Source organism: Shewanella sp. ECSMB14101 (assembly GCF_000773485.1).
Taxonomy (GTDB): domain Bacteria; phylum Pseudomonadota; class Gammaproteobacteria; order Enterobacterales; family Shewanellaceae; genus Shewanella; species Shewanella marisflavi.
Genome location: NZ_JSFF01000002.1, coordinates 197,627 through 219,302, shown reverse-complemented (window position 1 = coordinate 219,302; position 21,676 = coordinate 197,627). Strand labels below are relative to the sequence as shown.

25 protein-coding genes are annotated in these 21,676 nt (G+C 47.8%); 12 read left to right on the top strand and 13 right to left on the bottom strand.

All coding sequences use genetic code 11. The features are described from left to right. The first annotated feature begins 18 nt into the window (after positions 1 to 18). Positions 19 to 489, top strand: coding sequence for a hypothetical protein (locus tag NY07_RS03385; RefSeq protein ID WP_052125467.1), 471 nt, complete (start codon positions 19 to 21; stop codon positions 487 to 489). Here the strand turns inward: NY07_RS03385 and NY07_RS03380 are convergent. From NY07_RS03380 to NY07_RS03370, 3 genes are all read right to left on the bottom strand, one after another. Then, on the bottom strand, positions 479 to 1,078 hold the full coding sequence (locus NY07_RS03380) for a glutathione S-transferase N-terminal domain-containing protein (RefSeq protein ID WP_033537943.1): 600 nt from the start codon (positions 1,076 to 1,078) through the stop codon (positions 479 to 481). The two genes, NY07_RS03385 and NY07_RS03380, sit on opposite strands and share 11 nt — an antisense overlap. Before the next feature lie 10 nt (positions 1,079 to 1,088). Then, positions 1,089 to 1,829 (bottom strand): ferredoxin--NADP reductase, encoded by a 741-nt coding sequence (locus NY07_RS03375; RefSeq protein WP_033537942.1) that lies wholly within the window; start codon positions 1,827 to 1,829, stop codon positions 1,089 to 1,091. Between the two features lie 129 nt (positions 1,830 to 1,958). Then, on the bottom strand, positions 1,959 to 2,540 hold the full coding sequence (locus NY07_RS03370) for a DUF5610 domain-containing protein (RefSeq protein ID WP_033537941.1): 582 nt from the start codon (positions 2,538 to 2,540) through the stop codon (positions 1,959 to 1,961). A 154-nt stretch (positions 2,541 to 2,694) separates the two neighbouring features. Here NY07_RS03370 and NY07_RS03365 point away from each other — a divergent pair, with 154 nt between their 5' ends. Together NY07_RS03365 and NY07_RS19135 are read left to right on the top strand one after the other, a co-directional pair. Then, the gene (locus NY07_RS03365; RefSeq protein WP_033537940.1) at positions 2,695 to 3,231 is read left to right on the top strand and encodes a histidine phosphatase family protein; all 537 of its coding nucleotides are present in this window, start codon (positions 2,695 to 2,697) and stop codon (positions 3,229 to 3,231) included. Between the two features lie 114 nt (positions 3,232 to 3,345). Further along, positions 3,346 to 3,555: a hypothetical protein gene (locus NY07_RS19135; protein WP_081953760.1), complete on the top strand. Its 210-nt coding sequence runs from the start codon at positions 3,346 to 3,348 to the stop codon at positions 3,553 to 3,555. Here NY07_RS19135 and NY07_RS03360 read toward each other — a convergent pair. Together NY07_RS03360 and NY07_RS03355 are read right to left on the bottom strand one after the other, a co-directional pair. Next, positions 3,552 to 3,815, bottom strand: coding sequence for a hypothetical protein (locus tag NY07_RS03360; protein WP_033537939.1), 264 nt, complete (start codon positions 3,813 to 3,815; stop codon positions 3,552 to 3,554). The genes NY07_RS19135 and NY07_RS03360 overlap by 4 nt on opposite strands. A 74-nt stretch (positions 3,816 to 3,889) precedes the next feature. Beyond that, positions 3,890 to 5,665 (bottom strand): ABCB family ABC transporter ATP-binding protein/permease, encoded by a 1,776-nt coding sequence (locus NY07_RS03355; protein WP_033537938.1) that lies wholly within the window; start codon positions 5,663 to 5,665, stop codon positions 3,890 to 3,892. 407 nt (positions 5,666 to 6,072) lie between these two features. On the opposite strand from NY07_RS03355, the gene NY07_RS19580 reads away from it, so the two are divergent. Then, complete coding sequence (locus NY07_RS19580) at positions 6,073 to 6,249, top strand: hypothetical protein (protein WP_088905362.1); 177 nt, start codon at positions 6,073 to 6,075, stop codon at positions 6,247 to 6,249. 54 nt (positions 6,250 to 6,303) lie between these two features. Here NY07_RS19580 and aroG read toward each other — a convergent pair whose 3' ends face one another. After that, positions 6,304 to 7,356 carry a 3-deoxy-7-phosphoheptulonate synthase AroG gene (aroG, locus tag NY07_RS03350; protein WP_033537937.1) on the bottom strand — a complete coding sequence of 351 codons (1,053 nt, stop codon included), beginning with the start codon at positions 7,354 to 7,356 and terminating at the stop codon, positions 6,304 to 6,306. Between the two features lie 379 nt (positions 7,357 to 7,735). On the opposite strand from aroG, the gene NY07_RS03345 reads away from it, so the two are divergent. Continuing rightward, positions 7,736 to 8,434: a substrate-binding periplasmic protein gene (locus NY07_RS03345; protein ID WP_052125466.1), complete on the top strand. Its 699-nt coding sequence runs from the start codon at positions 7,736 to 7,738 to the stop codon at positions 8,432 to 8,434. A gap of 44 nt (positions 8,435 to 8,478) precedes the next feature. Here the strand turns inward: NY07_RS03345 and NY07_RS03340 are convergent, their stop codons facing one another. The 4 genes from NY07_RS03340 to NY07_RS03325 form a co-directional block, all read right to left on the bottom strand. Continuing rightward, positions 8,479 to 9,660, bottom strand: a complete 1,182-nt coding sequence (locus NY07_RS03340) for a tetratricopeptide repeat protein (RefSeq protein WP_052125465.1) — start codon at positions 9,658 to 9,660, stop codon at positions 8,479 to 8,481. 91 nt (positions 9,661 to 9,751) lie between these two features. After that, positions 9,752 to 10,078: a hypothetical protein gene (locus tag NY07_RS03335; protein WP_033537936.1), complete on the bottom strand. Its 327-nt coding sequence runs from the start codon at positions 10,076 to 10,078 to the stop codon at positions 9,752 to 9,754. 108 nt (positions 10,079 to 10,186) lie between these two features. After that, positions 10,187 to 11,437 (bottom strand): ammonium transporter, encoded by a 1,251-nt coding sequence (locus NY07_RS03330; RefSeq protein ID WP_033537935.1) that lies wholly within the window; start codon positions 11,435 to 11,437, stop codon positions 10,187 to 10,189. A gap of 12 nt (positions 11,438 to 11,449) precedes the next feature. Further along, positions 11,450 to 11,788 carry a P-II family nitrogen regulator gene (locus NY07_RS03325; RefSeq protein WP_033537934.1) on the bottom strand — a complete coding sequence of 113 codons (339 nt, stop codon included), beginning with the start codon at positions 11,786 to 11,788 and terminating at the stop codon, positions 11,450 to 11,452. Positions 11,789 to 12,040: 252 nt separating this feature from the next. Here NY07_RS03325 and NY07_RS03320 point away from each other — a divergent pair, with 252 nt between their 5' ends. Next, on the top strand, positions 12,041 to 12,583 hold the full coding sequence (locus NY07_RS03320; protein WP_033537933.1) for a hydrolase: 543 nt from the start codon (positions 12,041 to 12,043) through the stop codon (positions 12,581 to 12,583). Between the two features lie 56 nt (positions 12,584 to 12,639). Here NY07_RS03320 and nrfA read toward each other — a convergent pair whose 3' ends face one another. Next, on the bottom strand, positions 12,640 to 14,040 hold the full coding sequence (nrfA, locus tag NY07_RS03315; protein ID WP_033537932.1) for an ammonia-forming nitrite reductase cytochrome c552 subunit: 1,401 nt from the start codon (positions 14,038 to 14,040) through the stop codon (positions 12,640 to 12,642). Positions 14,041 to 14,287: 247 nt separating this feature from the next. On the opposite strand from nrfA, the gene narQ reads away from it, so the two are divergent. Both narQ and NY07_RS03305 read left to right on the top strand, forming a co-directional pair. After that, complete coding sequence (narQ, locus tag NY07_RS03310; protein ID WP_033537931.1) at positions 14,288 to 15,991, top strand: nitrate/nitrite two-component system sensor histidine kinase NarQ; 1,704 nt, start codon at positions 14,288 to 14,290, stop codon at positions 15,989 to 15,991. 62 nt (positions 15,992 to 16,053) lie between these two features. Beyond that, positions 16,054 to 16,683, top strand: a complete 630-nt coding sequence (locus NY07_RS03305) for a response regulator (RefSeq protein ID WP_033537930.1) — start codon at positions 16,054 to 16,056, stop codon at positions 16,681 to 16,683. Positions 16,684 to 16,749: 66 nt separating this feature from the next. On the opposite strand, the gene NY07_RS03300 is transcribed toward NY07_RS03305, so the two are convergent. Together NY07_RS03300 and fkpA are read right to left on the bottom strand one after the other, a co-directional pair. After that, positions 16,750 to 17,124, bottom strand: a complete 375-nt coding sequence (locus NY07_RS03300) for a YacL family protein (RefSeq protein ID WP_033537929.1) — start codon at positions 17,122 to 17,124, stop codon at positions 16,750 to 16,752. A gap of 169 nt (positions 17,125 to 17,293) precedes the next feature. After that, positions 17,294 to 18,052: an FKBP-type peptidyl-prolyl cis-trans isomerase gene (gene fkpA, locus NY07_RS03295; protein ID WP_033537928.1), complete on the bottom strand. Its 759-nt coding sequence runs from the start codon at positions 18,050 to 18,052 to the stop codon at positions 17,294 to 17,296. A gap of 186 nt (positions 18,053 to 18,238) precedes the next feature. Here fkpA and NY07_RS03290 point away from each other — a divergent pair, with 186 nt between their 5' ends. The 4 genes from NY07_RS03290 (at position 18,239) to lpoB (ending at position 21,538) form a co-directional block, all read left to right on the top strand. Beyond that, positions 18,239 to 19,210, top strand: coding sequence for a WD40 repeat domain-containing protein (locus tag NY07_RS03290; RefSeq protein WP_033537927.1), 972 nt, complete (start codon positions 18,239 to 18,241; stop codon positions 19,208 to 19,210). Positions 19,211 to 19,218: 8 nt separating this feature from the next. Next, positions 19,219 to 19,431 (top strand): SlyX family protein, encoded by a 213-nt coding sequence (locus tag NY07_RS03285; RefSeq protein ID WP_033537926.1) that lies wholly within the window; start codon positions 19,219 to 19,221, stop codon positions 19,429 to 19,431. Positions 19,432 to 19,509: 78 nt separating this feature from the next. Next, a complete protein-coding gene (locus tag NY07_RS03280) occupies positions 19,510 to 20,919 on the top strand; it encodes a COG3014 family protein (RefSeq protein WP_052125464.1) in 1,410 nt (469 codons plus the stop codon). A gap of 25 nt (positions 20,920 to 20,944) precedes the next feature. Further along, on the top strand, positions 20,945 to 21,538 hold the full coding sequence (lpoB, locus tag NY07_RS03275; protein WP_033537925.1) for a penicillin-binding protein activator LpoB: 594 nt from the start codon (positions 20,945 to 20,947) through the stop codon (positions 21,536 to 21,538). Positions 21,539 to 21,676 lie beyond the last annotated feature (138 nt).

Genomic DNA, 21,676 nt, shown 5'->3' with positions numbered 1-21,676 from the left:
CTTAAAAAAGGAGCTCACATGTTTTTGGAAATTCTCGCCCTTATACTCGCCGTCATACTACTTTTATTCCTTTTTAAACACAGGTTTACCCGGGTAAAAGTGAAACGTTCACGCCGCTCTCAGCCCCAGCCATCAAACCTCAGTGCTAGCGTGATCAGCGAAGAAGTTCCTCATGCGCCGAGCGTCAAACACAACACCATCCACCCCTATCACTGTGTCGAAATTGTGAGTGATGAAGGCTTATGTAAAAATGCAGAAAAACTCAAGGGCAAGCGATTTCTATCTGACGATGCTCCACCCCTCCCCTTAGCGGGTTGTACTAAAGCGGATTGCAGTTGCCGCTATCGACACCATGAGGACAGGCGGGGACAGACAGAAGATAGGCGGCTAGACTTTGGCGTCACTCGCGAGCTCTATGGTGTCTTTGGCGAAACCAACAGGCGCCACCAACCAAGTAAGGGTCGACGCCAAAGCGATACTAGACATTAGGTCGAGTGCTGACCATAGCCTCTAACTTAGAAAAGGACTTTAACCACCTAGCCGTTGCAGGTGCAATCTTACGCCAATCCAAATCTGGATGCCGAAAGTCCAGATATTCCAATAAACAGGCTAAACAGATCTGCTGAAGAGAAAGCTGACTGTGACCCGAAATTCCCATCTGTTCGATCTGCGCTAACCCCCTCAACAGAGCTTGCTCAAATCTCGCGGTCCAAAAGGGGCTGCGCAGTCCCTCATCATCACGCATCTGCTCCTGTCTTAACGCCACCGCGCTGTCGAGTAAGCCCTTAATCAGCGAGTATTGCGTCTCGCCATACCAAGAGTCCCCAGGCTGACCAAACAGCTCACCACCACAGTATTCATGATCCAGGTAGCGCAGGATCACCTCGCTGTCATACAGGGCGCCGCCATCGTTTAACATGAGGCAAGGGATCTTAGCCAAAGGGTTGGCATTAAGCAGCAGTTCGCCATTTTCAAGCGGATTAACACTAACTTGTTCTATACCCGCCACCGCAAATTGCGCAATCACCACCCGAACCGTTCTCGCATAGGGTGACGCCTCAGAAAACAATAGTTGCATCTCGAATCCTCTACCAATATTTTTCAACGGTTATCTGCCCTGGCGCCCGGCGCAGGTTTTTCGCCAATCCGCGGGACTGTAATAAGGTGTTTAACTCTTTAATCATCTCTGGATGACCGCAAATCATCACCTGTGAATCTTGCGGATTGAGTGACAAGCCGACTCGCTGCTCAATAAGGCCACTCTCGACCCCTTGAGTGATGCGGCAGCTGATCGCCCCTTCCACTGGCTCACGCGTCACAGAAGTAACCAAGGAGAACAGGCCGGGATACTGAGCCTCGAATGCCTTAAGCTCTTGGTAATAAGCGAGATCTTCTTGATATCTTACGCCATAGACTAAGATCACACGCTCAAATCTCTGCCACGGCTCAGCAGTTCTCATCATGGAAATAAAGGGACCAACGGCTGTGCCTGTGGCAAACAGCCATAAGTGCTTACCCTGTTTTGGCAGTTCATCCAGGGTCATAAACCCAGCCGCTTTAGTAGAGATGTCAACGCTATCCCCTGAGTTAAGGGCCTGCAGCTTGGGAGACAAGAGCCCATCATCGACGCTAACCGCCAGAACCTCCAACAGGGACTCATGCGGGGCATTGACCAGTGAATAAGCCCGGGCGACACGTTTGTCGTCGATATGTAGCGATAGTTTAATAAATTGCCCGGCAATAAAGTCACCAATATCGGCCGACAACTTCAGGGTAAATAATTGATCACTCCAGTCTATTCGCTCTACTACCTTCGCCTCTCCCCACATCTCACTACCTCTATCGGCCTTATGGATACTGTTAGCCCCATCATTGATAGATTTTTAGCTAGAGTCAAGACAACAAAAAACCCCTTAGTCTAAGGGGTTTAATCAATGATATTGGAATGTAAGCAAGCACTATTCTTGCGCCGTATCATCATTAAAACTGTCTCTAAAAGCCTGCAGACCTTCCTGCACTAAGCTATAGGTCTTATCGACACCATCGGCAATATCTCCTTCCAAGACTTTAAGGCCGGATAAAATATCCTTGGCCTCGTCGAAACCTTGATCGATAGCACCACCGATAATATCCATAAAGGAGTTAAGTTGCTCATCGAAGGAGAGGCCTCGGTTTTGCTCCTGATGAATAGCAAAAAACTGGGTTGCAAAGCTGACGATGCGATCGGCTGTCGCTTCTGGCGATGTATCGACCCCTTGAGCAACTGCCGTTTCGATGGCATGTTCACCCATGGTCGGCGCTAACTCCTCATTAATGGCTTCGATAGCCGCTTTGTACAGCAGCTGCATAGGTTCATTACCAGCACTGAGGTTGACCTCCTGCTGCGCCGATAAGATAGCCGCATTCATCAACTGCTTACTGGCTGCCAATGCCGTCTTGTTCTTGGCCACTTCGGAGACTTGCTGACCATGATTCGTTGTCGAATCTGTTTTATTTCGCGCCGCCGCTGATACGGCTCCGCCGTGATTTTGAATCTCCATAATCGCCTCTCTCAAGAAATTAAATTCACCCTCAACCTCTATTATCGACCATTTTATAGCCAACTTTAGACAAATTGATCATGTAATCTTACATCGGCATCGACCAATAAATGGTTTATCCTAACAAACCAGCACTAGATGCCTGAGGTTACCCATGTTAAAACTGTTAAGCTATGCCCTCATCTCACTTTTACTCTACCAGCCTTTAGCTGAGGCAAATCAAGGGAGTGAGGGGAAAACCGTCATTTTAGTTCGTCACGCCGAAAAGGCGACTAACGGACGAGATCCATCACTGACAGAACAGGGTAAAATTAGGGCTCAGGCGCTAATAGAGACCTTAGCTAACACCCCGCTAAGCCTGGCTATAGCAACTCAGTATCGGCGTACCCAAGAAACACTGGCGCCGATTATCAGCGCCCGTCAACTCCCTGTAACCATAGTCAATGCCGGACCGGATCTAGCGGCGCACATAAAGGCAATTGTCGAACGGGTGAACCAAGAGGAGGGCAATGTGATTATCGCGGGTCACTCAAATACCCTGGCACCAATCATAGATGCACTCAAAGGACCCAAAATCCCGCAATTAAAAGAGAATGAATATAACCATTTATATATACTTTCAGTACCCGAAAATGGTCCAAGCAGTCTGATAAAGACTCAATATGGTGCATCTTCAGCCATTACCCATTAAGGATTAGACATTAGTCTAGATAGCGCTAGATTTATAGGCTAAACTTGATTACATTAGCAACATATGGAATAGCGCCAGAGAATTGGCGTTAAGCTTGACCACGGAGATTAACTGGTGAGTAATTCGTTTTTTGGTTCGGGAAGTAAGAGTAAACCACTGTCGGTCAGTTGCCAAAACTGTGACCGACTCACTGTTATCGAAGGCGAAACCATCTGTTTTAGGGCTGGGGAGATCATCAGACTGACCCCCTATGAACCCCAAAACACCAAACTCAGCCTACTTTGCGATGGCTGGAAGCCGATAAACACCTCAAAGACAGCTTAAAGTCGAATCACTCCCATATCTTCATAGGTAGAACCCTTCACCTCACGTGTAATCCCCTCAATAGCCATTGAAGGCGGTATCTTAGCTAAGGTAAGTCCTCTTGTAGTCACTTTAAGATAAGAATTCAGCTGTGAATAGACCAATTGCAGCTCATCCTGTTCCAGTCCACGTTCTCTTAGCGTTGCCATAATGGCTAGCCAATCTGTGTCGACGACTCGGGTTTGACCTTCAATGCTGGCGTGTATTGGAATATTCTTCATGGATTCTTCTCCGTGAGCACTATGTTTACAATATTATGCTAATCAAACCTGAATAAAGACTTAATCCCACACTTTTAGTGCTGATTTTGAACCGTCCATAACTTCTTATACAGACCATCTGCCGCCAACAGGCTTTGATGATCGCCGCGCTCAACTATCTTACCCTGACTCAATACAAGGATCTGATCCGCATCCACCACAGTCGAGAGCCGATGAGCAATCACTAAGCTGGTGTGCCCCTTTGCCATCTCTTTAAGTGCATTCAAGATAGCCTGCTCTGAATGACTATCGAGCGAAGAGGTCGCTTCATCGAACACCAACAAAGGCGAACCTTTAAGAATCGCCCTGGCTATTGCGACTCGCTGCTTCTCTCCGCCGGACAATTTTAACCCTCTCTCGCCTACCTTTGTGTGCCAGCCTTCACTTAATTGAGAAACAAAGGTCGACAGGTGGGCCAGTTTGACCGCCTCCATCACCTCTTCATCACTGGCACCCGGTGAGCCATAGCGAATGTTCTCCAACAGCGAATCATTAAACAGCACAGTATCTTGTGGAACAATGGCGATAGCGCTGCGCAGTGCATGCTGAGTGAGCCCCAGAATGTCATGTCCGTCTATGGTAATTCGCCCCAGCTGCGCCTCATAGAAGCGAAACAGCAACTTTACGATAGTAGACTTACCTGCACCGCTATCACCCACTATCGCCACCTTATGACCGGCAGGGATCTCGAAGCTCACATCAGATAAAATTGGGCGATCACCATAGTGAAAACTAACGCCCTCAAATTTGAGGCTACCTTGGGGTAGCTCAGGTGACTTAGCATCGGGAGTGTCTATCACCTTAGGTTCCCTGTCTAGCAAGCTAAACATTCGCTCGATATTGGCCAGCGCACCGCGGATCTCCCGGTAGACAAACCCCAAAAAATTAAGGGGCATAAAGAGCTGCATCATAAAGGCGTTAATCAGTACGAAGTCACCTATAGTCATGAGTTCCTCGGTCACCTGAGTCGCCGCCAATGCCAACATAAGCGTCATCGCCAGGGAGATAATAAATGCCTGACCGGCATTCAAGGCAAACAGTGAGAGACGATTCTTACGCTTAGCGACTTCCCAGCGCTCCAAAGCATGATCATATTGCTCTGATTCATAGGTTTCATTATTGAAATATTTAACCGTCTCGTAGTTAAGCAGGCTGTCTATCGCACGGGTATTTGATTGCGAATCCGCTTGAGCGGCTTCCCGCACAAATCCAGTACGCCACTCAGTAGCCAGCACGGAAAAGAGAATATAGGCCACTACGGCACTGAGGGTTATCGCCGCAAAAGCCCAGCCGTAGTTGTAAAAGAGGATCCCCACCACCAGAGCGATCTCAAGTAGGGTTGGTACAATATTAAACACCATAAAACGCATCAGGAAGCTGACGCCACTGGTGCCACGCTCAATATCCCGCGACAAGCCACCGGTACGGCGCTCCAGATGGAAGGCCAGATCCAACCTATGTAGATGCTCAAAAACCGATAATCCTAAACGGCGGATGGCACGCTCAGTCACTCGGCCGAACAGAGTATCTCGTACCTCTGAAATCACGGTATTAAGTAGACGTAATCCACCATAGGCAACCACTAGTGCAATAGGCACGCTAACCAACTGTAGATTTGATGCATCGCCCAGGGTATCGACCAACTCCTTTAACACAAAAGGTAAGCCGACACTGGCTAACTTAGCTACCACCAGACAGGCAAGCGCCAAAAGGACTCGCCCCTTAAACTCGAGTAAATAGGGCCAAAGGAGTTTCAACACATGCCAATTAAGTTTATCGATTGGACCATCAAAATAGAGAGAGGGACGCATTGCAACTCCAGCTAGCATCAAAAGAGAGACGATGGCATTTAGGGAAATTAAGGTAAAAGCCACTAGATACACCATCTTACCTCATGACAAATGTGCATCACCAGTCCATTTCACTGCGAGCATTAAATGACAACTCAGTGACTCAGTCACAACATTGAAATCTGGGGGCAAGGAGACCCAATTGACAAGCTCCCCGGGAACAATAGATACTACTTTCGACCTACTTATTTACAACCAAACTAGAAAAAAGAACTATTCCGAGTGAGATAATTATCACTTTAATGTTTCACAGGGGTATTTATTGTTATCTCTTGCCTTAGATTTTGATAATCTCAAGCTCAGCTTAAGATGGGTTAGCAGAGCTAAGCGCAGAGCAAGAATAACCCCACATTTTAAAGGAAGCCGATATGCCACAATCATCTGACGTGCAATACCCTCCATTGCCACTGATACAAACTTGGGTATGGATGATGACCGAATCGAACAGCCCAGAAATCCAGCAAAAGGGCCAAAATAACTTAATATCGTCTTTTGGCAGTCTTGCTAAAGCCAATGAATATTTGGTGCAGCAGCAAAACAAATGAGATTGCCAATAATAAAAAAGGAAGCCTAAAGCTTCCTTTTTTAATGACTGTCGTTTAAGCGCGCCGCTCGATAACACTTTGATTCAGCCTTGCCAGCAAGGTTTCGGTGTCTTCCCAGCCAATACAGGCATCAGTGATACTCTGGCCGTAGCATAGAGGTTGTCCTTCAACATAATCCTGTCGACCCTCAACCAGATGGCTTTCTACCATCACGCCAAAAATAGCGCGTTCCCCCTTACCCACTTGCTGCGCAACATCTTCGGCCACCAGCATCTGACGCTTATATTGTTTGCTGCTATTGGCATGGCTAAAGTCCACCATGATATTTTGCGCTAGGTTCGCTTTAGTCAACTGCTCACTGATTGCCTTCACATGTTCAGCGCTGTAATTGGGCTCTTTCCCCCCACGTAAAATGATGTGGCAATCGGGATTTCCCTTGGTCGACACAATGGCTGAATGGCCAAACTTGGTCACTGAAAGAAAATGATGTGGAGCACTGGCTGCGCCGATAGCATCAATCGCCACCTTAATGGTACCGTCAGTCCCATTTTTAAAGCCGACAGGACATGACAAACCCGAGGCCAGCTCTCTATGCACTTGAGATTCTGTGGTGCGAGCACCAATCGCGCCCCAACACATAAGGTCCGCCACATACTGTGGTGTGATCATATCTAAGAACTCGCCCGCCGTTGGGATGCCCAGCTCATTAAGATCCAGCAATAATTTTCTCGCGGTGCGCAAACCATCATTGAGCTTGAAGCTGTTGTCCATATAAGGGTCATTAATCAGTCCCTTCCAACCCACAGTGGTGCGCGGTTTTTCAAAATAAACCCGCATGACCACTTCCAGTTGGTCACGATACTGCTCTCGTAACTTAACCAGACGCTCACCATATTCGAGCGCGGCTTTAGGATCATGAATAGAACAAGGTCCGATAATCACCAACAGACGATCATCTTCTTTTTTGAGGATATTGTGGATATTCTGCCGTGCATTAAACACTGTCGCCGATGCATTTTCGCTTGCCGGAAATCGCTCAAGAATCGCAACAGGGGGTAATAACTCTTTTATTTTATTAATGCGAACGTCATCAGTTTGATAATACATGATAAAAAATTTCCACTCCGGCTCTGGATTAAATACGTGTCTCTCTATTGCACTACTGAATTCAATTTATCCAGTATCCCACTTTATTGCAACCAAACATTAATAAAATAAAAAAGATAACAATAACCAATTGTTATAATTGAATTAAATATTTTTTATTTTCAAGACTTCTAACAAACAAGCTGCGATGGTTGCCAGATCTAACAGAACAAAGTGTTAATATTTAGATGGAAATCACACAGAAGCCTATCTATAGTAGGTATTCATCAAGCTAAAACACACTAAGACAACTCACTCGAATAGATAGGCTAACGCCAACGCGATTGAGTAAAGGGGATGAAAAATACGAATGAGAAGGTTGCTGTTACTAAGCTGTTTTATGCTATTTTCTGTCAAAGCTTTAGGCAATCATACTATCGACAAACGCACTTTTGCCGTCAGCAACACTATCCCCCCCTATTTCTTTGCCAACGGCCAAAGTGGCATTCAATATGACAGGCTGACAGCCGCCCTGGCAAAACAACACATGTCGATAGATCACATCTATTTATCACCCAATAAACGGGCAATTCGTCAGGTATTGAGTAAAAACGTCGATTGCCTCATTAACGCACCGGACAATCTCAACGACCTCTATTACACTCGCAGCCTGATCAGCTATCAAAATAGTGTATTTACCTTAGCGAGCAAGGCTATAGTGATTGAAAACGTTAACGATCTGGCAAGCCTCTCGGTAATGGGGTTCCAAAATGCAACACAATATTTGGGCAGTGCATTTTATGACATGGCGAAAGGCAATCCAAAGTATGGGGAGTCAAATAGTCAGCGAAGCCAGGTGATGATGCTCTTCTCAGGACGGGTCGATGCGATTATTTTAGAAAGGCGCATATTTGACTACTATCGTAATCAACTCAAATTTAAACTTGATACTGGCCTAGCCACTCGAGAACACCCACTATTTTCCCAAGCACCACGTAAAATAGCCTGTCACGACAAAAGCTTGGCAGAAAAAATAGATTTAGGCATTGCACAACTGGAGCAAGAGGAATCGACAGGAAAGCTTGCCCCAGGTGGCTAACGGATTAATATAGCGAGTGATGCAGGCAAACTGCCCCAGCAGGATTAATGCATCCCGTGATGAGATTGCATCGCCTGCAACTTAGCCTGGTAACGTTTCTGGTTATATTCATCAACCGACAGTGAGAGCGCCTTTTGCATATTCAACTTGGCCCGGCGCTCGTCTCCCATAGCCCAATAAGCGCGAGATAATCCAAAGTAGAACTCATGCCGATAATCGGCCTTTTCTACAGCACGCTTATACCAGGTCAATGCGGTTTGGTATTCATGATCTGAATAGGCTTGCTGAGCCATATCATAGTAGTAATAAGGGTTACGTATCCTGACCAACTCCAGCGTTTTATGCACCTCAGCCCACTCCTCGAGCCGATTTTGACTGGCGAGCAGCACACCATAATTAAACAGCGCATTCATATCTTCGCTATTTTGCGACAGTGCCAACTTATAGAGAACCTCAGCCTTCTCATCCAAGCCTTTATAACGATAAAGAATCGCCAAGGTGTTCAACGCCGGGATAAAATCGGCTTTCAATTGCAGACTTTGTTTCAAATAGGCGTAAGACAAATCATATTTACCCTCAACCAAAGACTCTGCAGCCACATTGTTATAAAACATCGCCATCACAGTGGTTCTGTCGATACGTCGCTTGGCATAACCTCGCATGCTGCGCTCCGGCAGGAAATCGATCTGAAGTGCATTCTTGTCCGCAAGAAAGGTCTCACTGCTCTCTCGCGGTATGAGACGCAGGTTAATATGGCCATTCACCAAGTAGAAATCCCCCGCCTTATCCCATACTGGCGGAACATCGACCTCTTGAAACTCCACATCGACCCCCAGGGCGTCTGCGAGCGAGGCACTCAATAGCACCAAAGACAAACAGTTCCCGGCGCGGGCATTGAAAGTATCCATCGGAGTTTTGGTAAGGTTGTCTTGGTACTTAAAGCCGCCATTGTCGGCATTAATGTAATTGGCTAGCCAAAGGTTAGCGGCAATATAGTCTCGCGCCATACGACTGCGCTTATACTCTTGTCGAAGATCCACTTCCACCTGAGGAGGCAAGGCAAACAGCTCATCAGGAGTCACTTCAACCGATACCTCTGCAAATTCATTATCGACAAAGTATTGCTCTATATTCGCGATGGTCTCCTTACCTGGGCCGCTGGCACAACCGCTGACTATTAGCAATAACAGTAACATAGCGCATTGACACTCAATTAGCCTTCTCATCTTTAACCTACGCTTATGATGGCACCCTAAGATCTATCATAAAGTAGCCTTTTGGGTTTTGCCCCTGCAAAGCGTTACAAAATATTAACAATCATTTGGACGAAGGAGGATCGATCTGAATATAGAGCTGCTGACCTGGATTATTGTCAGTCTGATACAGATAGGGGCGATAGAAACTCGCACCGCACCGATAATAGGCATAGGGATGCTTAAACAGCGCACAACCAAGAGGCAGGCTTTGTAAGATCTGGATTTGCTGCTGTAAGCGCAGCGATTCGCGCCACTCAAAATCTCGCTGCACCTGATCACGCACGGCAAACGCATCGAAAGGTTCACTCGATTTGCGCACCACCACCTGCCCCGCCTGTAACTCACCCACAATTACTGCCATCAACAGCACACCTAACCAGACTCTCATTGTCGCGCCCTCTAACCAAGCTAACGTTGAACTAGCATAATACAAAAAGCAGGGCCCATACCATGTGGCAGGGCCCTGTTTTCTATTTACGCCTATCAGGATTAGGTATTAGCTGGCGCTTTTTAGCGATACAAATTCAGGGTAAGCGTCGATACCACAATCAGAAGCGTCCATTCCATTGTACTCTTCCTCTTCTGTGACGCGGATGCCCATGGTCACTTTCAGCAGATACCAGACGACAAACGATGCACTAAATACCCAAGCAAATATCACCCCTGCGCCATAGAGCTGTCCCAATAAGGTGGCATCGGCGTTTGAGAGCGGCACCAACACCAGACCAAACAGACCTGCCACACCGTGCACCGAAATGGCGCCAACAGGATCATCAATTTTCACTCGGTCAAACATCACGATAGAGAAGACAACCAAGCCACCAGCAACCATGCCGATCACGCCAGCCAACGGCAATGACGGTGATAAGGGATCTGCGGTTATCGCTACCAGGCCAGCCAATGCGCCGTTTAATATCATGGTCAAATCAGCCTTGCCCCACACCATCTTACAGACTATTAGGGCTGACACTGCACCGAAGGCGGCGGCAGAGTTAGTGTTAACAAAGATCTTCGCCACAGCAGAGGCATTCTCGGCATCTGACACCAGTAACTGCGATCCACCGTTAAACCCGAACCAACCCATCCACAAAATAAACATACCCAAGGTCGCCATCGGCAGGTTAGAGCCAGGAATCGGATTGACCTGCCCGTTAGGACCATACTTACCTTTACGAGCACCCAGCAACAACACACCTGAGATAGCCGCAGCGGCACCGGCCATGTGAACAATACCACTACCGGCAAAGTCGACAAATCCAGCTTCCGAGAGGAAGCCGCCGCCCCAAGTCCAGTAACCTTCGACAGGATAGATAACCCCAGTCATAACCACTGAGAAGATGAGAAATGCCCACAACTTCATACGCTCGGCAACGGCTCCCGAGACGATAGACATGGCAGTCGCCACAAAAACGACCTGGAAGAAGAAATCCGACTCTAACGCATGGTCAGCATCACTGGCCTGTGAACCAATTAAACTGGCAAACGAGGGTAACCAGCCACCTTCAGCGTTATCCACATACATGATGTTATAGCCCACCCCGAGATACATGATGCAGGCGATCGAATAGAGACAAACGTTCTTGGTTAGGATTTCTGTGGTGTTTTTAGAGCGCACCAGGCCGGCTTCCAGCATGGCAAACCCAGCAGCCATCCACATCACCAAAGCGCCAGAAATCAAGAAATAAAAGGTATCGAGCGCGAATCTCAACTCAGATACAGTCGCACCTAGTGCCGTTAACTCTTCCATTGGATATCCCCCTTAAAGTGCTTCGTTATCGAGTTCGCCGGTACGGATACGGATCACCTGATCGAGATCCGTCACGAAAATCTTGCCATCACCTATCTTGCCAGTACGCGCTGCCGCGACGATTGACTCGATAAGGTGATCGACATTTTCAGCCTTGGTCGCAATATCAAGTTTCACCTTAGGCAGAAAATCCACCTGATATTCGGCACCTCGATACAACTCTGTATGACCTTTTTGACGACCGAAACCTTTTACTTCTGTCACCGTCATGCCTTCTATACCCAACCCTGCAATGGCTTCTCGCACATCATCGAGTTTAAATGGCTTAATTATTGCGCTGATTAATTTCATTACCGCCTCCGACTCATCCTAATAATCTTGCTGATGCCAAAGACAATTCAATCATTAGGCCACAATTACAAAACCATAACATTCATGTAGTTATAAACATTTCACCCAAACAACTTGCATATAAATGCACCAATAGGGTGCAGGCATGCATGCGGCGCACAAAAATAGCGCAATCAGGTATTCGACTTATGACGGATTGGTTCGGCGCAATATGCAGGTATGATTGAGTACCCATCAGCCGAGGAGAGCATTATGTTAAAACCACAGGAATGTGTTCTGATCATTGTGGATGTACAGGGAAAACTGGCCACCATGATGCATGAGGCCAATGAGCTAGAGGCTAAACTCACTACCCTTATCAAGGCCGCCGAACTGTTCGAGATCCCTATCATCTGGCTGGAACAGATTCCGGATAAACTCGGTGCCACTAGTCCTGAATTAGCGAATTTATTAACACCTCACTATCAGCCTATCGCAAAAGAGCATTTTAGCGGCTGGCATGCAGAGCCTTTCAGGCAAGCCCTACACCAATATGGCAGACCCAAGGTATTGCTTACAGGTATTGAGACCCATATCTGTGTCTATCAGACCTGCCGGGATCTGCTGGATAATCAATACGAAGTGCACCTGGTAACCGACGCGGTTTCATCCAGAACACAAACCAATAAGCAATTAGGCTGTGAGATGATGACGCAGCACGGTGCATTGCTGACCAATAGCGAATCACTATTGTTTGAACTGCAAGCCCATGCCTGTGGCGACAGGTTCAAGGCTCTGCTCAAGATGATAAAGTAGCAACGATATAAAAAAGCCCCGGATAACCGGGGCTTTTACTATGCAGGGGGGATGTATTAGTAAGTTGCTTCGCGCTTCTTAGCTTCAGCATCCCACTTAGGAAGTACATTCTTCTTGAACTCTTCCTTATCGGCATTCATCTTCTTCATGTCCATACCAAGAGCTGCTTGTGCCTTAGCCTTAGTTGAAACATCAGGGATAGCGATTGGTTGCTGAACACCTTTCTTCGCTAGCAGTTGAGCAAGCTTGATACGTGCATCACCCGCTTTATCTACTGCAGTACCGAGTATGCGCAGTGCTTCGTCAGCCGCGTGAGCCGCTACACCGTGAGAGGCAGTAGCATAATCCCAGCGCCACTGTGAATGACGGATATCCATTAAGATAGGCTTCATTTCAGCTTCAGTTGCGCCAGCGTCCCAAGCCGCTTTAGCTTCAAAGTGCGCTTTAACTAACTGAGACTCAGCACGTGCTTTAAGGTCAGCAACTTTAACTTTACGCTCTTTAGTTAAGTTAACCATGAACTCTTTGCTTTGAGAGTGACAAGTCGCACAGGTTTCTTCGAAGCGATCGAATGGGTTACCCACCTTGTGGTCGGTAAACTTACGGCCTTCAGCGTTAGTCACTTTAGGCATATGGCAGTCAGTACAGCTAACGTTGTTCTTACCGTGTACGCCTAGCTGCCAAGTTTCATAACCTGGGTGCTGTGCTTTCAGCATAGGTGTCTTAGACACGGCATGAGTCCAATCTGCGAACTCCATGTTGTCGTAGTAGACTTCCATCTGCTCAACAGTTGTACCCATATCCCATGGGAACTTCACAAAGCCTTTACGATCTTTAGTCTTCTCGAAGTAGTATTCTACGTGACACTGACCACAAACCATTGACTGCTTGTCTTTCTTAGACGCTTTATCAAATGGTGTGCCTAATGTTGCCATTGCGCGGTCGGCAAATGGACGAGACATACGTAGTTTAGAAGAACCTTTCTCGTGGCAATCTGAACAACCGATAGTGTTAACGATTTCAGCACCGCCTTTGTACCACTTACCTGTGAAGTAGCCATCTTCGCCCTGCTCTTCAATAACGCGAGGCACATCAGGGCTCTTACAAGACCAACATGCCATTGGCATTGGGCCATCTTCAGCAGACTTTGGTGCACCGGTACGAAGCGTGTTACGTACGTCAGTCACTGCATACATATGACCACGAGGCGCATTATAATCTTTCGCGAAGCCATAACCTGCCCATAACACAACCAGGCTAGGTACATCTTCAAGCATATCTACAATTTCTTTGCTTTCAGCAGTGTCATGCCAGCTGTTGTACTGCTTAGAAAACTTATCTTTATAAACTTCATTGCGGGGCTCAGTTTTTTCACTTGCCATTGCGCCAGTAGCCATTAGGCTAGCAGCGACCAAAGCACTTAGTGCAAAGGTTTTAGTCGTTAATGTTCTCACCATCTCATCTCCGTGTTACTTTTTATAGTAGTCTTTATAACCACAACATCTCCAAGGCCAAAGTTAGTCCCTTAAGCTTGTTAAAAATATACCCCTTATGGGGTATCCGGGGTAAAACTTGAGGCAGATCATAGTGTGAATGTGTTGTTGGTCACATTTTTACCACTTTGTTAATTTTATCAGCGACTGCTAAACAAGTAACATAGTCCAAAGTTCCGATTTCTCTCTATAATTTAATGAGTTCTAATACATGAAGAAAGGCAGTCTCACCTCCACAATATTAAGGTTAATGTTAACCCTAATTTTACTTTCCAGTGGACTCGCCACATTCGCCATAGCCAATTTGGCATATAGTCTCGGGGATGCCAGAGCCATCAACGCTTCCGGCTCTCTGCGAATGCAAAGCTACCGCCTGATGTTCTATGCCAACTCCGGCAGTGAAGAGGCAGACGAGAAAATCAAAGAATTTGAAGCCACCCTGCACTCAGATGCCTTAAAACGCTCCCTGGACTGGATGACACCGGATGATCTCTCCTCTCAATACCTGCTAGTAATCGAGAAATGGCAGATGATGAAACAGTATATTGAAGAGGAAAACAGCCGCCTCTACGTCTCGGCGCTTAAAGATTTTGTCGACACCATAGATCTGTTCGTATTGGAAACCGAAGAGTTCGCCGCCTTCAAACTCAAGTTACTGGCGGCCAGCCAGATCTCAGGCCTGGGACTCATGTTATTAATCGCTTTCTTTGCGGTACGCTTTACAAAGCGTAAGGTGGTAACCCCCCTAAATCAGCTGATGGAGTCAGCTAACACCATCTCTAAGGGGGAGTTTGATGTCACCATGCCTGATAGTGAATATATCGAGCTCAGCTCCCTCAGCAATGCCCTGGCCAGCAGTGCTAAAGAGCTATCAACTCTGTATAACAACTTGGAAAACCAGGTCAAAGAGAAGACCTTTGCACTGACGCGCGCCAATAATGAATTAACACTGCTTTATGACAACTTGGTGATGCTGCACTCCGGAAAACTGGAGCTCAGCACCCTTAAACAGGCGCTGAATCAATTGCGAGCGCACGAGCCCAACAGCTTCTTGCGTCTCGTGATCGCTCAAGATGACAAAGAGAAACTCTATATTGATGCCGATGGCGGCTGGCCAGTAGCCTCGCGCAGTCAAACACGTTTCCCGCTAAAATTTGCCGACAACGAACTGGGCTATTTGGAGGTCACTTCGCTTGGGGAGATCAATCATCCGCTCTTTAAAAACTTCGCCATCATGTTGGCCCGCTCTATCGTCATCCATAACTCGGGTGAACAACGCCAGCAATTGGCCTTGATGGAGGAGCGTGGCGTGATCGCTCGCGAGCTACACGATTCTCTGGGTCAGTTACTGTCCTTTCTTAAAATTCAGGTCAACCTGCTCTCCAAGGGACTCGATAATCAATGCCGCAGTCCTCAAGTAGAGGAACAGCTCAAAGAGATCAACGAAGGGGTTAATACCGCTTATGTTCAGTTAAGGGAGCTCCTGTCCACCTTCAGGCTCACCATTAAGGATCCTAACCTCAATCATGCCATTGAGATGATGCTGGATCAGCTCAGGGGACAAACCACCGCCAAGATAACCCTGGAGGACAAGCTACCCATACAACTTTTGGGTGCACATCAACATATACATGTCCTGCAGCTCACCCGAGAAGCTACCCTCAATGCCATCAAGCATGCTCAGGCTGATCACATTCATATCTCCTGCACTCGCAGCGGCAACAACGTCAAGATCAGTATCAGTGATGACGGGGTAGGCTTAGAGAAGCTAAAAGAAAGAGATCAACATTTTGGCATAGGAATCATGCATGAACGCGCAAGTCGCCTCTCAGGTGTGGTAGACTTCAGCAGCAATGAACAGGGGGGAACGACGGTGACCTTAATCTTCCCACCTGAAAAAGAGCCTAGTCAGTAGGGATACTGACGATATAAGATACTAATTGTTAAACAAAACAGACCTCAGTGGAGGCTATACAAATGGGCAAACCCTATTCAGTTTTGGTTGTGGACGATCATCCCCTGTTACGTCGTGGGATCTGTCAACTTATCACCTCTGATTCAGACTTCACCCTCTTTGGTGAAGCAGGCAGCGGCCTAGATGCCCTGTCGGCAATTGCCGAAAACGAACCGGATATCGTACTGTTAGACCTCAACATGAAAGGGATGACAGGGCTAGATACCCTGAACGCTTTGCGTCAGGAAGGAGTGACCAGCCGCATAGTGATCCTTACGGTATCTGATGCGAAGCAGGACGTTATCCGCCTCGTGAGAGCCGGTGCCGATGGTTACCTACTCAAAGATACTGAGCCGGATCTGCTATTGGAGAAACTCAAAAATGCCATGCAGGGTCACCGAGTGATCTCTGATTCGGTTGAGGAGTTTATCTACGAACTTAAAGATGGCGCGGACGAGCAGGACTGGATAGCTAACCTGACGCCAAGAGAGTTACAGATCCTCGAGCAGTTGGCCGAAGGCAAGAGCAACCGGGTGATCTCTGAGCAGCTACATATCAGTGAAGGCACGGTTAAAGTCCATGTCAAAAACCTGCTGCGTAAAGCAAATGCCAAGTCGCGCACCGAAATGGCGGTACGTTACTTAAACCAATAAACTTGACCTTGCGCGAGTTTATAAAAAAGGCAGCCTAAGGCTGCCTTTTTAGATCTGACCAATAAATTATCGACTCTCATCGATAAAGGCTTGCCAACTATTAAGCGCCGCCTCAAAATCTTCCAAGCCGCAATAGGCCTGAGACTCTCCATCATACAGAGACATAGACTCATCCAGCAGGGTGTCGTCCTCCGTCTCGAGCACGTTGGCAAACACTCTTACCTGCTCTTCATCCAGTTCAATGGACACTGCTTGGCCAATAAAACGCTGCTCTCTAATCTTACCCTGCTGCAATGCCGCTATCGCCTCTTGCACCTGGCCGATTAAAGTCTTGTCTTCGCCCAACTCATCGACAAACCAAAGCCCCATTATCTCGTGATCCATGGTGAATTGGGCTACCAAGGTTCCGGTTAATGTATTGCGGCGAAATTCATATTCCATAAACTGTCTTCCCAAATAATGCTCTGCAAATTTTAAACTAAGAAAAAGACAATTGCAGGAATATCCGCTCGAGCACAGGGTAAACGCCGATAAATTGATCTGCCACTGACGCTAACGCGCAGGCATAAAAAAAGGGCGCCGTAGCGCCCTTTAATTAGCTAAACCAAGCTTATTTGGCCGCTTCTTCAGCTGGTACCGCCTTCTCGATAGAAAGTAGTTCCACTTCAAAGATCAGTGTCGAGTTGGCAGGAATGCTACCGGTATCACGGTTACCATAGGCCAGCTCTGAAGGGATAACGAAGCGGTACTTAGCACCCACTGGCATCAGCTGCACGCCTTCGGTCCAACCTGGGATAACGCGGTTTAGCGGGAACTTAGCGCTCTGACCACGAGCGATTGAACTGTCAAATTCAGTGCCATCGATCAGCGTACCCACATAGTGTACTTCAACTGTGTCTTCTGCCGCTGGCTTATCGCCCGTTCCTTCAGTGATCACTTCATACTGCAGACCAGATTCAGTTGTCACCACACCTTCTTTCGCCTTGTTGGCTTCTAGGAAAGCAGCGCTTTCTGCCTGGGCTTTTTCAGCCAATGCAGTCGCTTGTGCCTGACGCTTCTCATTAAGCTGCTCGTCAAGACCTTGCAGTACTGTCTGCATCTCTTCTTCGGTAAGCTTAAGCTCATCGTTCAAACCGTTGCTAAAACCTTGAATGATCAGGCTACGATCCACAGGCAGACCCAACTCTTCCTGCTCTTTAATATGGCCTGACATATATTTACCAATAGACGCGCCGACACTATAGGCTTGCTTCTGCGCCTGAGTCTCGAGTTTGACTTCTGCCGGTTTTGTTGTTTTTTGTTCTTGATTACAAGCAGTTAGACCAACCACCGCCAACGCGACCAGTGACATTTTATAAATCGACTTCATTAAAGCTTCCTCAGCATTTTCTTGTGGTTACAATAACCTTACTCTTCTAAGACGAACCACTTTATACTAGTTAATTAACATATACCAATTACATTGATGAAGTTTCATCTAGAAGGCTGGCGGGGTATTTTGGCCAGCACATGTAATAGCGCTTGAGCTAGAGACTACTAAACCAGGAACAAGTTCATGAGCAAATCCAGCTTGCTGCATTTTTGTACACTGATAGCTTGTACACTCCTGCTGAGTGCCTGCCAGCCAAAGCCTCAGGTCAACAGTATCATCGCCGAGCCCAGCTATGATGCCAGCCTCTCGCCCAATGCCAGCTATCTGCTGGTCAGCACCACCAGTAACAATCTACAACTCTGGGATCTGCAAACACAGACGCTGAAATACCAATGGCTACATGGTGGTCAAGGGGGCACAGCCATAGATACCGCTCTATCGGATAACCTAAAATATGCCGCCTCGCTCAGCCGTGACTCAGTTGCCCTGTGGAACATGGAGGATGGCCAGCCCTTGGGATGGTGGTCACTACCTGCCACAGGACAAACCCTGGCACTTGCCAACAATGGCACCTTGCTAATCGGCCTCACCGACGGCAGCGTAATGTCACTCAATCATCAAACCAACACCTTGATTAAATTCCTCGGCCATAGTGAGAAAGTAAACAGCGTGGCTCTCTCGGCCGATGGTCGCTGGGCATTGTCTGGCGGAAATGATAACCAAGTGGTTCTCTGGCAAGCGAATACCGGCCAGCCGCAGCGTCAGTGGCAGCTCCCCAGCCGTGTGCTTCAGGTCAGTCTAAGCCAAGATGCGAGTCTGGCCTTTGCCGCCGACAGTACAGATCAGGCCAAGATATGGCAGACCCAAAGCGGCGACGCCGTCTCACAACTGAAAATAAAGCGGCGCACAATGAACTTTTCCACCGCACGCTTTACCAATAATAATCTCACCCTTCTCACAGGCACCCCGGCTCGAGAAGTGAACGTTTGGCGGGTCACCGATGGAAAAATGCTCGCAAACTGGCAAGTTACCCGCACCGAACGTGCGCAAATCAAGGGCGCCGTTGTATACTCAGTGGCAGAAACCCCCAATGGGCAGATCATCAGCTTCGCCAGCAACGGTTTGCTAGAGACTTGGCCCATGCCACAGCAATAAAGGAACATTTGGTGCAACTAGAACAAAGAATCGAAGATCTCGAGATGAAACTGGCTTTTCAGGACGACACCATAGAGTCACTGAATCAGCAGGTGATCAGACTCAACGATCTTCTTGCCGAGCAGCAGGAAAAATTACGTTTACTGACCAGCAAGCTGTCACAGGTGGAACCCAGCAACATTGCCAGTCAAGCAGAAGAGACACCGCCACCACACTACTAAGGTGTGCGGCGGCCATCGGCGCACCTGAAAGCGTCATGCTCCAAGATGGAAAACCGCTCATAAAGGATTTGAATCTATATGCCAAGTCAGCCCAACGTATTTGTCAGAGCCATCAAGGGTTATACAGCGCCGCTGCTCACCGCCCTAGTCTCACTCTGTCTATCGGGCTGCGCCTTTAACAGTATTTTCATTAGCTACCCTTCACAACTAGCCCCCATCAAGGCAGAACTCGGCAGACAAGCATCACCCGGGCTTTACCATCAGCTCGACGATGCCATCACGGGCCAGGATGGACTCTTATATGCCCAGGAGGCGGGGCGAATCGCACAGATCAGCGGCGACTTTGAAGCCAGTAAGAGCTACTATCAACAGGCGGCAAAAGCCTATGAAAAATTTGATCAACAGGCAGTGCTCAGCGCATCCGATCTGGGAGCAAAGGCCAGCAGCTTGTTCATCAACGACAATGTGATCCCCTACCGTGGTCCGGGCTATGAGCGCATTATGTTGCACCAATATCAGGCCCTCAACTACCTCTTTAGCGGGGACAGTCAAGGGGCTCTGGTGGAAGTCAGGCGCAGTAATGAGCTACAACAAAGCGAGCAGGCCAGATACCAAAAGTCTCAAGCGTCGGTACAGGCGATGGCCAACGGCACCATAGACGCCGAGGTTAATCGACTTGGCCAAGCGGCCGGAACCACTACAAGCTCTTTCTTAAACGCCTATAGTTACTACACCACGGGTCTGCTACATGAGCTATTGGGGGAAGAAAACGATGCCTTTATCGATTATCGTAAGGCCGCTCAAATAGCTCCTGACAACCCTTATCTGCAGCAAGATTTGGTGCGCCTCGCCAAAAAACTGGCCATGCCACAGTATGAGGAGTTTAAGCGCCGTTGGGGCGATGCGCTGCTCGCCAAGCCAAGCCAGGGACAGGTTGTCGTTTTGGTCGAGAGAGGCTTTGTCCCAGAGAAGCAAAGCTTTACCGTACCTTTTCGAATTGATGATAACTGGCAAACGGCTTCGCTAGCCACCTACCCTCCACAGCGCGCGGCGACGAGTGCCGCGGAGATAACCGGGTTTGGCACTGTGCTGCGCGCGGCGCCACTCGCCAATATAGATGCCTTAGCCATCACGGCACTTAAAGAGGAACTGCCCAGCGCCTTAATACGACAAGCGGCCAGGGTATACGCTAAGGCAGAGATGGCGCGCAGTGTACGAAGTGAATCTAAGCGGCGCCGGGACGAGTTAGATGCCGGTGCCATTGCCATGCAGATCTTTAACGTGGTCACAGAGCAAGCCGACAGGCGTAGCTGGTTGACTCTGCCAAGGCAGGCACAACTGGCCAGGCGTTATCTGGATGCCGGTCAATATGAGATCCGCTTAGGGCAGTCTCAAATGCAAACGATTGACGTAAAAAGCGATAAAACCACATTAATTTGGATAATTGATACTGGTAATTTCACCCGTTTTTATTCAATAATCATCTAATCTAGATAAAGGAATCGGTATTTTTATGAAAAAATTCAACCTCATTTTTATCATTGCAGTGGCTATCGGCCTGGCAGGCTGTCAATCTAAGGTCCAGTACGGTGATGCAACTGAAGTCGAAACCGTCAATGAAAACTTCGGTTCTACCGATCTGCAGGCGATCACCGCCAAGATGGTCGACAGCATGCTGAGTTTCCCACCCGTGGTTGCCATGACAGCCAAAGATCGTCCAATCATCTTTGTCGACAAGATCAAGAACAAGACCTCGGAGCATATCGATACCGAATCGGTAACAGACTCTATCAGCAATAAGCTGTTACGCTCGGGCAAGTTCCGTTTTATCGACATGACTAAGGTCGACGCAGTTCGCAAGCAACTGGATTACCAAAACAATTCAGGCATGGTAGACCCATCGACCGCCATCAACTTCGGCCGTCAAATTGGCGCCCAGTTTATGCTTTACGGCAATCTATCGAGCATCGTCAAGCAAGATGGCAGCACCACAGATGTCTATTACAAGATGACCATGCGTCTAATGGATCTGGAAACGGGTCTGATCGAATGGTCTGACGAAAAAGAGATCCGTAAGACCAAATCTAAGTCTTTCCTCGGCATGTAAGTGAACCTTGTCGAATGAGCCAATAAAAACCAGCCTAGTGCTGGTTTTTTTATGGCGTTCTCTTGCTCAGGCTGGCTTCTACCCTGAAAAACATCACACAATTTCTGCCGATAAATTCTACTGCGCGGCCAAAGAGTC